General features: G+C 69.5%; 12 protein-coding genes and 1 pseudogene. 11 read left to right on the plus strand and 2 right to left on the minus strand.

From position 1 onward, the window contains the following. Positions 1–293: DnaA N-terminal domain-containing protein (locus tag PKE44_RS09700; RefSeq protein ID WP_324550513.1), on the minus strand; the 293-nt coding region annotated here is incomplete at its 3' end. 238 nt (positions 294–531) lie between these two features. Here PKE44_RS09700 and rpmH point away from each other — a divergent pair. From rpmH to PKE44_RS09755, 11 genes are all read left to right on the plus strand, one after another. Continuing rightward, positions 532–666: a 50S ribosomal protein L34 gene (rpmH, locus tag PKE44_RS09705; protein WP_324550515.1), complete on the plus strand. Its 135-nt coding sequence runs from the start codon at positions 532–534 to the stop codon at positions 664–666. A 5-nt stretch (positions 667–671) separates the two neighbouring features. After that, positions 672–1034 carry a ribonuclease P protein component gene (gene rnpA / locus PKE44_RS09710; RefSeq protein WP_324550518.1) on the plus strand — a complete coding sequence of 121 codons (363 nt, stop codon included), beginning with the start codon at positions 672–674 and terminating at the stop codon, positions 1032–1034. Beyond that, a complete protein-coding gene (gene yidD / locus PKE44_RS09715; protein WP_324550520.1) occupies positions 1019–1246 on the plus strand; it encodes a membrane protein insertion efficiency factor YidD in 228 nt (75 codons plus the stop codon). Before rnpA ends, yidD begins: the two co-directional genes overlap by 16 nt. Continuing rightward, on the plus strand, positions 1246–2916 hold the full coding sequence (gene yidC / locus PKE44_RS09720) for a membrane protein insertase YidC (RefSeq protein WP_324550522.1): 1671 nt from the start codon (positions 1246–1248) through the stop codon (positions 2914–2916). Before yidD ends, yidC begins: the two co-directional genes overlap by 1 nt. A 109-nt stretch (positions 2917–3025) precedes the next feature. Beyond that, positions 3026–4432 carry a tRNA uridine-5-carboxymethylaminomethyl(34) synthesis GTPase MnmE gene (gene mnmE, locus PKE44_RS09725; protein WP_324550524.1) on the plus strand — a complete coding sequence of 469 codons (1407 nt, stop codon included), beginning with the start codon at positions 3026–3028 and terminating at the stop codon, positions 4430–4432. A 245-nt stretch (positions 4433–4677) separates the two neighbouring features. After that, positions 4678–5697, plus strand: coding sequence for a methyl-accepting chemotaxis protein (locus PKE44_RS09730; protein WP_324550526.1), 1020 nt, complete (start codon positions 4678–4680; stop codon positions 5695–5697). Between the two features lie 137 nt (positions 5698–5834). Beyond that, positions 5835–6206, plus strand: coding sequence for a response regulator (locus tag PKE44_RS09735; RefSeq protein WP_324550529.1), 372 nt, complete (start codon positions 5835–5837; stop codon positions 6204–6206). Between the two features lie 109 nt (positions 6207–6315). Then, a complete protein-coding gene (locus PKE44_RS09740) occupies positions 6316–7140 on the plus strand; it encodes a protein-glutamate O-methyltransferase CheR (RefSeq protein WP_324550532.1) in 825 nt (274 codons plus the stop codon). 142 nt (positions 7141–7282) lie between these two features. Then, positions 7283–7747, plus strand: coding sequence for a cytochrome c (locus tag PKE44_RS09745; RefSeq protein WP_324550534.1), 465 nt, complete (start codon positions 7283–7285; stop codon positions 7745–7747). Positions 7748–7859: 112 nt separating this feature from the next. Then, a complete protein-coding gene (gene argS, locus PKE44_RS09750; protein WP_324550536.1) occupies positions 7860–9548 on the plus strand; it encodes an arginine--tRNA ligase in 1689 nt (562 codons plus the stop codon). Positions 9549–9558: 10 nt separating this feature from the next. Further along, a complete protein-coding gene (locus PKE44_RS09755; protein ID WP_324550538.1) occupies positions 9559–10092 on the plus strand; it encodes a hypothetical protein in 534 nt (177 codons plus the stop codon). Here the strand turns inward: PKE44_RS09755 and PKE44_RS09760 are convergent. Continuing rightward, positions 10067–10289, minus strand: a pseudogene (locus PKE44_RS09760) (glycoside hydrolase family 2 TIM barrel-domain containing protein); the annotation flags it as partial. The gene PKE44_RS09755 and the pseudogene PKE44_RS09760 overlap by 26 nt on opposite strands.

The following is a 10289-nucleotide window of genomic DNA, read 5'->3' on the forward strand; positions in this document are numbered from 1 at the left end:
GCGGGCGGGGCGGCGGGCGGTTCGCTGCGCCGGGGCGGTTCCGGTGCGCGGCTCGAACCGATCTCGATCTGCACGGCGACCTCGCCCTGCGGATGCAGGCCGGCGAGGGCGGTGCGGATCACGTCGAGGAAGTTCTCGCGCACATGGTCGAGCACGAACTTGTTCGGCGCGAGCAGGCGCAGGCCGCCGTCCTCGACGATGGCCTGCAGCGGGCGCACCCAGGTATTCAGTTGCTGTTCGCTCAGCTCGTGCTCCAGACGGGCGAGGCAGAGCTTCCAGAGCGCGTCGTCCACGCGGGACTCCTCCGGCGGCAGGCTCGGGCGAAAGCCGCGGAGTCTATGCGTTCGGGGCCGAGTTATCCACAGTCGGTCCCCGCTTCGTCCACGCTTCCTGCACCGGTTCTTGCATTGACAGTGCCGGGGCCGGACCGCTAATCTCCCGCGCCTTGTTTGCGCGCCGCGTCCGCCCCGGACGTGCGCCGCCAGCGACACCCCAGAAAAATCCCACTGAATTCAACCGGATCGAACCGCCATGAAGCGCACCTTCCAGCCCAGCGTCCTGCACCGCAAGCGTACCCACGGTTTCCGTGCCCGCATGGCCACCAAGAACGGTCGCCTGGTGCTGAAGGCCCGCCGCGCCAAGGGTCGTGCGCGCCTGACGCCGTAAGCGCCGTGGCCGGCGGCGCGCGCTTCGAACGGCGCGCCCGCCTGGTGCGCAAGGCCGACTTCCAGGCGGTCTTCGACCGGGCGGAAAAATCCGGCGACCGTTACTTCACGGTGCTGGCCCGTCCGAACGACCTCGGCCATGCCCGGCTCGGGCTCGCGATCTCCAAGCGGGCCTCGAAGCTCGCCGTGGTCCGCAACACGATCAAGCGCCTCGTGCGCGAAAGCTTCCGGCAGCGCCTCGCCGGGCTCGGTGGCCTCGATTTCGTCGTGATGGCCCGGCCCGGGCTCGCCGAAGTCGAACATCCCGCCCTCTTCGAAGCGCTGGACCGGCACTGGAGCCGACTGGTGAAGCGATGCGCACGCTCGTGATGCTGCTCATCCGCGCCTATCGCCTGCTGCTGAGTCCGCTGCTCGGCCCCCGCTGCCGCTTTCATCCGAGCTGTTCCGCGTACGCGCTCGAAGCCGTCGAACGCTTCGGCACGCTGCGCGGCGGCTGGCTGGCCCTGCGGCGCCTCGGGCGCTGCCACCCCTGGCACCCGGGCGGCTACGATCCCGTTCCCCCGAGCCTCGAGAGAGACTGATGGAAAACCAGAGACTCGTGTTGGTCATCGCGCTCGCCTTCACGGCCTTCCTGATCTGGCAGCAGTGGATCACCGAGCACGCGCCGAAACCGGCACCGGCAGCGGTCGCGACCACTGCCCCGGCCACGCCGGGCAGCGCCGAGGCCGGGCGCAGCGACGTGCCGCTTGCGCCGGGCACGCCGGCCGCCACGGCGCAGAACAGCGCCCTGGCGCGCGGTGCGCGCATCAAGGTCACGACCGATGTCTACGAGGCCGAGATCGACAGCGTCGGCGGCGACCTGCGCCGCATCGGCCTGCGCCGCTATCCGGAATCGCTGGAGCAGCGCGAGCAGCCCTTCGTGCTGATGCGCGATGCCGGCGGCGAGGTGTTCGTCGCGCAGTCCGGCCTGCGGGCCGCCAAGGGGGCCGCGCCCGATCACTACGCCGTCTATACCGCCGAGCGCAGCGACTATGCGCTGACCGAGGGCCAGGACTCGCTGGTGGTGCGGCTCGACTGGACCGACGCCTCCGGCGTGAAGGTGGTCAAGACCTACACCTTCCACCGCGGCAGCTATGTCATCGATGTCGCCGAGACCGTCGAAAACGGCTCCGCCGAGGACTGGCAGGGCGTGGCCTACTGGCAGCTGCAGCGCGAGGCGCCGGCGAGCAGCGGCGGCGGCATCGGCCAGACCTACACCTATACCGGCGGCATCGTCTCGACGCCGGAAAAGACCTACGAGAAGCATTCCTTCGATGACCTGAAGAAGACGCCGGTCAACGAGACCGTCACCGGCGGCTGGGTCGCGATGATCCAGCACTACTTCCTCGGCGCGCTGATCCCGGCCTCGCAGTCGGAGCGCAACGTCTTCTACTCGCTCGCGGTCGGCGGCAACCGCTACGTGCTCGGCATGAGCGGCGCGCAGCTTGCGAGCGTCGCGCCGGGGGCGAGCAGCACCTTCCAGTCGAAGCTCTACGTCGGCCCGAAGATCCAGGACCGCATGGCCGAGGTCGCGCCGCATCTGGAGCTGACCGTCGACTACGGCAAGCTGACGATCCTCGCCGAGCCGCTGTTCTGGGCGCTGAAGCATCTGCACGCGCTGCTCGGCAACTGGGGCTGGGCGATCATCGTGCTGACGCTGCTGCTGAAGGCGGCGTTCTACAAGCTCTCCGAGACCAGCTACCGCTCGATGGCCAACATGCGCAAGCTCGGGCCGAAGCTGCAGTCGCTGAAGGAACGCTACGGCGACGACAAGCAGAAGCTCAATCAGGCGATGATGGAGATGTACCGCAAGGAGAAGATCAACCCGCTCGGCGGCTGCCTGCCGATCCTCGTGCAGATCCCGGTGTTCATCGCGCTGTACTGGATGCTGCTCGAAAGCGTCGAGCTGCGGCAGGCGCCGTTCATGGGCTGGATCCAGGACCTCTCGGTCAAGGACCCGTACTACGTGCTGCCGCTGATCATGGGCGTGTCGATGTTCGTGCAGCAGAAGCTGTCGCCGGCCCCGCCCGATCCGGTGCAGGCCAAGGTCATGATGGCGATGCCGGTGGTCTTCACGTTCATGTTCCTGTGGTTCCCGTCCGGTCTGGTGCTGTACTGGGTGGTCAACAACTGCGTGTCGATCCTGCAGCAGTGGGTGATCACGAAGCGCATCGAGGCCGGCGAGGACAAGGCCGCGGCCACGAGCGGCTGAGCCTTTCCCCGTTCATCCCGCAAGGCCCGCGAGGGGCGTGTGACGCAGACCGCGTCCGCGCCCCTCGCGCATTTGTGCCGTCCGCCGTTCCTGCTCCGAGTCTGCCGCGATGCACGAATCCGCCGATCCCGCTGCCGCTCCCGAAACCCGGGTCACCGCCACCGCCACCCCGGACACCACCGACACGATTGCCGCGATCGCCACCGCGCCGGGCCGCGGTGGCGTCGGCATCGTGCGCATCAGCGGGCCGGCGGTGCCCGGGATCGCCGAAGGGCTGATCGCGCGGCTGCCGCCGCCGCGTCAGGCGGTCTGCCGGCATTTCCGCGCCGCCGACGGCACGCCGATCGATGCCGGTCTGGCGCTGTACTTCCCGGCGCCGCATTCGTACACCGGCGAGGCCGTGCTCGAACTGCAGGGCCACGGCGGGCCGGTGGTGCTCGACCTGCTGCTCGCGCGCGCCTGCGCGCTCGGGGCGCGCCCGGCGCGGCCCGGCGAGTTCACCGAGCGCGCCTTCCTGAACGGGCGCATGGATCTCGCCCAGGCCGAGGCGGTCGCCGACCTGATCGACGCCGCCAGCGCCCAGGCCGCGCGCGCCGCGCTCGCCTCGCTCGATGGCGTGTTCTCGCAGCGCGTGCACGCGCTCGCCGACGGGCTGCTGGAACTGCGGCTGTGGGTCGAGGCCGCGATCGACTTTCCGGAGGAGGACATCGACTTCCTCGCCGACGGGGCGCTGCTCGCCCGCGCCGATGCGCTCGCGAGCGGGCTCGATGCACTGCTCGCCGCCGCCGTGCAGGGGCGGCTGCTCAGCGAGGGCATGCGCGTCGTCATCGCCGGGCGGCCGAATGCCGGCAAGTCCTCGCTGCTCAATCGTCTGGCCGGCTACGAGGCGGCGATCGTCACCGACATCCCGGGCACGACGCGCGACGTGCTGCGCGAGCGCATCGCGCTCGACGGCCTGCCGCTGCACGTCATCGACACCGCCGGCCTGCGCGATTCCGACGATCCGGTCGAGCAGGAAGGCATCCGCCGTGCCTGGCAGGAGATCGGACGCGCCGACCGGCTGCTGCTGCTGGTCGAGGACGCCGAGGGTCTGACGGCCGCGGATGCGGCGCTGCGTGCGCGGCTGCCGGCCACGCTGGCGCTGACGCTGGTGCGCAACAAGATCGATCTGAGCGGGGCTGCGCCCGGCGAGGCTCAAGGCGAGTGGGGGCCGGAAGTCCGGCTGAGCGCGCGTACCGGGGCCGGTCTCGATGCGCTCGCCGCTCACCTAAAGCATTGCATGGGCTTTGCCGATAAGCAGGAAGGTGCGTTCACGGCCCGCCGCCGCCACCTCGACGCCCTCGAACGGACGCGCGTGCATCTGCAGGATGCGCGCCTGCGCCTGGCCGGGCGTCAGGGCGAGCTTGCGGCCGAGGATCTGCGCCGCGCCCATGCCGCGCTCGGCGAGATCACCGGCGAGGTCAGCGCCGATGACTTGCTCGGCGCGATCTTCGGGCAATTTTGCATAGGCAAGTAAGGCTTGCCACCGGAATTGCGCAGTGCGGCATAACCTTGAATTACTGTAATTTTTCCTGACACGGCATCGACGCCGGTTTGTGCTGCACGCAATCATGGCCCTCCCCGACGGCAGCGGATGCCGGGGCGCTGCACCGGTTCCCGGAAGCGTCCGCCCGCCGCCGCCGCAGCGGCCGCCGGCAGTGGCGCAGTCCCTTGCAGATGCCCCGACGATCTCCCTGACCCCCCGCATTCCGGAGAGCGCTTATGCACCGCAGCTGGTTTTCCCGCCTGTTCGGCGGCTCGACACGTGACGAGGCCTTTGCTCCCGTGCCGGCGACGGAGGCCAGGAAAGCCGAGGCCGGCGGCTTCGATTCGGCCGAGAGCCTGCGCGCCTGCCTCGACTGCCTGCCCGGCAACGTGTTCTTCGCCGACCCGGCCTTCCGGCTCACGTACATGAACGACGCGGCGCGGCACACCGTGCAGGCGGTCGAGCCCGAGATCCGGCGCGTGTTCGGCGTCAGCGCCGCCGACATCCTGAACGGCTCGATCCACCGCTTCCACCGCGATCCGGCGCGCGTCGAGGCCATCCTGCAGAACTACGTGCAGACGCTGCCGCGCGAGGCGACCTTCTCGTTCGGCAGCGTCACGCTGCGCACCGCGATCAACGCCGTGCTGACCCCGGACCGGCGCCTGCTCGGCTACATCGTCAACTGGGAGGACGTCTCGCGCCTGCGCTCGATGGAGGCCGAGGTCGAGGAACGGCGCGAGCGCGCCCGCCAGTCCGCCGAAGACCTGCTGCACCGGCTCAACGAGCTGCGCACCAGCGTGCAGGAGATCTCGCACAGCGCCGCGCAGGTGGTCGAAGTCTCGAACACCGGCCAGACCACCGCCGATGCCGCCAGTGAATCGATCCGCAAGCTCGGCACGCAGAGCCAGGAGATCGGCAGCGTGCTGAAGCTGATCGACACCATCGCCGCGCAGACGCGGCTGCTGGCGCTGAACGCCACGATCGAGGCCGCGCGCGCCGGCGATGCCGGCAAGGGCTTCGCGGTGGTCGCCAACGAGGTCAAGGAACTGGCGGCAGCGACGGCCGGGGCCACCGAGGAAATTTCCGCGAAGATCGGCGCCATCCGCAGCGGTGTCACCGAGGCGGTCGAGGCGATCGAGCGCATCCAGTCGATCATGCGCGAGGTGCACCGGCTGCAGATGACGGTGGCCGCGGCGGTCGAGGAACAGAGCGTCGTGGTCGGCGAGCTCGGCCGCGGCGCGAGCGAAGTGCTGTAAGCCCGGCGCGACGGCCGGCGGGCGACCGGTTTCAACAGATTTCAACTGAATTTCAGACGGCGGCCCGGCCGCCGATGGTGCATTCAAGACCGGCACGCGAAGCTGCGGATCGCCGGAAGCATTGGGAGAATGAGGCGATGGGCAAGCGTGCACTGGTGATCGACGATTCGCGGGCGATGCGACGCGTGATCGCGAACATCCTGACCGAGCGCGGCTTCGAGGTGCTGGAGGCCGAGAACGGCCAGGTCGCCCTCGACCAGCTCGAAGCGAATCCCGGCATCGAGGTCGCGCTGGTCGACTGGAACATGCCGGTCATGAACGGCTACGACTTCATCAAGGCCGTGCGTGCGCAGCCGAAGTACGCGCGCCTGACGATGATGATGGTCACGACCGAAACCGAGATGAGCCAGGTGGTGAGGGCCCTGGCCGCCGGCGCGAACGAATACGTCATGAAGCCGTTCACGGCCGATGCGCTGGTCGAGAAGCTTGAACTGCTCGGACTGCTCTGAACCTCGCGGGACCGCGACCGGATCGCACGGACAAGACCGCAGCCCGGACGAGCGTCAGGATCCGTGACGACGCGGGGGCGCACAAGAAAGCTGTACCGGGAGTGAGGCGATGACACCGAGCAGTGCCGATTACGACTACATCCGCCGGCTGGTGCAGGACCACTCGGCCATCATGCTGGAGGCCGGCAAGGAATACCTGCTCGGCCTGCGCCTGCAGGGCCTGATGACCCGCCACGGCTGCGCCGACATCCCCGCGCTGGTGCAGAAGCTGCGCAGTGACCGCAGCGGCGCGCTGTCGCGCGAGGTCGTCGAGGCGATGACCAACAACGAGACCTCGTTCTTCCGCGACCTGCATCCGTTCGAGACGCTGCGCAAGGTCATCGTGCCCGAGCTGATCCGCCGCCGCGCCGCCGAGCGCACGCTCGACATCTGGTGCGGGGCCTCGTCGAGCGGCCAGGAGATCTACTCGGTGGCGCTGACGCTGCGCGAGCACTTCCCGGAGCTGGTGAACTGGCGGCTCAACATCGTCTCGACCGACCTGTCGCGCGAGATGGTCCAGCGCGGCCGCGACGGCCGCTACAGCCAGATCGAGGTCAACCGCGGCCTGCCGGCGATGCTGCTCGTGAAGTACTTCGAGCGCTCGGGCATGGATTACTACGTCAAGCCCGACATCCGGCGCATGGTCGATTTCCGCGAGCTGAACCTCAACGGCCCGTGGAGCGGCGTGCCCTCGCGCCTCGACATCGTGTTCATGCGCAACGTGCTGATCTACTTCGAGGATGCCGTCAAGCGCCGCATCCTCGCCAAGGTTCACGATCTGCTGCGCCCGGACGGCTACCTGTTCCTCGGCGGTTCCGAAACCACGCTGAACCTCGAAGACCGCCTCGAACAGGTGCAGCTCGAACGCACGCGCTGCTTCCGCCGCCGGCACTGAGCCGGCACGGGCCGGTGATACGGAAAAGCCTCGTTTAAGCCGGCCATCCACCGGCATCTGCTAGAGTCCGCGCCTTCTCGCGCGGGCCTCCGGCAACAGCAGCACGGGTGCCCGCTCCGTCGCTGCCCCCGGATGTCCGCCCATGCAGAAGCTCCCGACCGTGCTCGCCCTGAGCACCACCGTCCTCGCGCTCGCCGTCTCGCTTTCCGGCTGCGAGCAGTCCGATCCGGACAGCCCGGCCTTCAAGCGCCGTCAGGCCTTCAAGCAGATCGTCCGGGCCGCCGAACCGCTCGGCAAGATGGCGCGCGGCAAGGACCCGTACCAGCCCGACACCTTCATCGACCGTGCGCACGAACTGCAGCAGGTCGCCGGCCTGCCCTGGGATCACTTTCCGCCGCCGCAGCCCACCGATCGCGAGAAGACGCGCGCGAAGCCGGCGATCTGGCAGCAGACCGAAAAATTCGAGACCGAGCGCCGCAACTTCATCGCCGCGGTCAACGGCGTGGTCGCCGCCGGCGACACGCGCAGCCTCGATCGCGTGCGCCCGGCGGTCGAGAAGCTCGAAAACGCCTGCATGAGCTGCCACAAGGCCTTCCGCGCCGACTGAGCCTGCAGCGCTGCCGTGCTGCGGGTGCAACACGCCGCCTTCAAGTCGCGGGGGGGCGTGGCTACACTGGGCGCCCTTTTTCCGCCCGCCGTCCCGCCCGAGGCTTCGCGCTTTGAAGACGCAACTCGCCGAACTCCTGTCGCAGGCGCTCGCCCGCCTGCAAGCCGAAGGTCTGCTGCCGGCCGGCGCCGCTCCGGCCGAACCGGCGCTCGAACGCACGCGCGACCGTGCGCACGGCGACTACGCGAGCAACGTCGCGCTGGCCTGCGCGAAGGCGGCGAAGCGCAAGCCGCGCGAGCTGGCCGAGGCGCTGGTCGCGGCGCTGCCGGCCTCGGCGCTCATTGCGAAGGTCGAGATCGCCGGTCCCGGCTTCATCAACTTCTTCCTGGCCGCCGATGCGCAGGCCGCGGTCGTGCGCCGCGTGCTGATGCAGGGCGAAGGCTACGGTCGCTCGAACACCGGCGCCGGGCGCAAGGTCATGGTCGAGTACGTGTCGGCCAACCCGACCGGCCCGCTGCACGTCGGCCACGGCCGCGCCGCGGCGATCGGCGACACGCTGGCGCGGCTGCTGGCGGCGACCGGCTGGGAGGTCACGCGCGAGTTCTATTACAACGATGCCGGCGTGCAGATCGCCAACCTCGCCGTCTCGGTGCAGGCGCGCGCGCAGGGACTGACGCCGGAATCCCCGGACTGGCCGGCCGACGGCTACCGCGGCGACTACATCCTGGAGGTCGCGAAGGCGTATCTCGCCGGTGAGTCCGTGCACGCCGATGACCGCGAGGTCACCGGCAAGGCTGATCCGGACGATACCGACGCGATCCGGGCCTTCGCGGTCGCGTATCTGAGGCGCGAGCAGGATCTCGATCTGAAGGCCTTCGGCGTCGGCTTCGACCGCTACTTCCTCGAATCCAGCCTGTACGCCGACGGGCTGGTCGAGGCGACCGTCGCGCGCCTGGCCGAGACCGGCCACAGCTACGAGGCCGACGGCGCGCTGTGGCTGCGCTCGACCGACTTCGGCGACGACAAGGATCGCGTGATGCGCAAGCGCGACGGCACGTTCACGTACTTCCTGCCCGATGTCGCCTACCACCGCACCAAGTGGGAGCGCGGCCACGTGCGCGCGATCACCGAACTCGGCGCCGACCACCACGGCTCGCTCGCGCGCGTGCGCGCCGGCCTGCAGGCGCTCGACATCGGCATCCCGGCCGGCTGGCCCGAGTACGTGCTGCACCAGATGGTCACCGTGATGCGCGGCGGCGAGGAGGTGAAGATCTCCAAGCGCGCCGGCGGTTACGTGACGCTGCGCGATCTGATCGACGAGGTCGGACGCGATGCGACGCGGTTTTTCTTCCTGATGCGCAAGGCCGATTCGCATCTGGTGTTCGATGTCGATCTGGCCCGCCAGCAGTCGCTCGACAACCCGGTCTACTACCTGCAGTACGCGCATGCGCGCGTCTGCAGCGTGCTGCGTCAGGCGGGCGAGAAGGGGCTCGACTACGACGAGGCGGCCGGGTTCGCGGCGCTGGCGCGGCTGGTGGAGCCGCACGAGGAAACCCTGCTGACGCTGCTCGACCGCTATCCGGAAGTCATCGAACTGGCGGCCGGCAGCGACGAGCCGCAGCTGCTGCCGGCCTATCTGCGCGAACTCGCGCAGGCCTTCCATGCCTACTACAACGCGCACGCCTTCCTGGTCGATGACGCGGCGCTGCGCAACGCCCGCCTCGCCCTGATCCTCGCGGTGCGCCGCGTGCTCGCCAGCGGCCTCGACCTGCTCGGCGTTTCGGCGCCGGAGACCATGTGAGCCATAGCCGATGAGCGTGCGCCGCGACTACAAGCCCAGGACGGCTGAAAAGAAGCCTGCCAACCGCGGCGTGCGCGTGCTCGGCTGGGCCGTCGTCACGCTGGCGCTGTTCGGTGCCGGAGCCGGCGGCTGGGGCTGGTGGCAGAAGCACAGGGCGGCAAAGGCCGAGGAGGCGGCCGCCGCAGCGGCAGCGGCCGGTCAGGCCGGCCCGGCCGGCGGCAAGCCGTCGCTGGCGACGCTGAAGGCGCAGGATGCGCGCGCGGTCGGCAGCTCCTCGACCGCCGCCAGGCCCGGCGCGCTGCCCGAGCTGCCGCCGTCGCGCTTTTCGTTCTATCACGACCTGCAGAAGCGTCAGGTGCAGATCCAGCAGGACGAGATCGGCCGCAGCGGCAAGGGTCCGGTGCCCGAAGGCGCGCTGAACGCGCAGACCATCGTCGCCCCCCCGCCGGCGCAAGCTCCGGCGCCGAAACCGGCTCCGGCCGCCAGCCCGCGAATCGCGCCCGCGGATTTTGGGGAATGGGCTCGTTGGCCACGCTCCACATGATCACGCTGGGATGGTTCTTGTCGCGGGCGATCAGCTCGTCGATTGCTCGCAGGCATTCCCGCAGATGGATGGGGATCAACTCGGGCGTCTCGAACTGCAGCGAGACGGCCGGGATCTCGTCGATGATTAGGAAGCCCGCGCGGTCGGCCAGCTGCATCTCTTCTTCGCTGTAGGGGTAATGCGAGGTGCGGTAGCTG

The organism is Plasticicumulans sp., from assembly GCF_035331805.1.
In the GTDB taxonomy this organism is placed as follows: Bacteria; Pseudomonadota; Gammaproteobacteria; order Competibacterales; family Competibacteraceae; genus Plasticicumulans.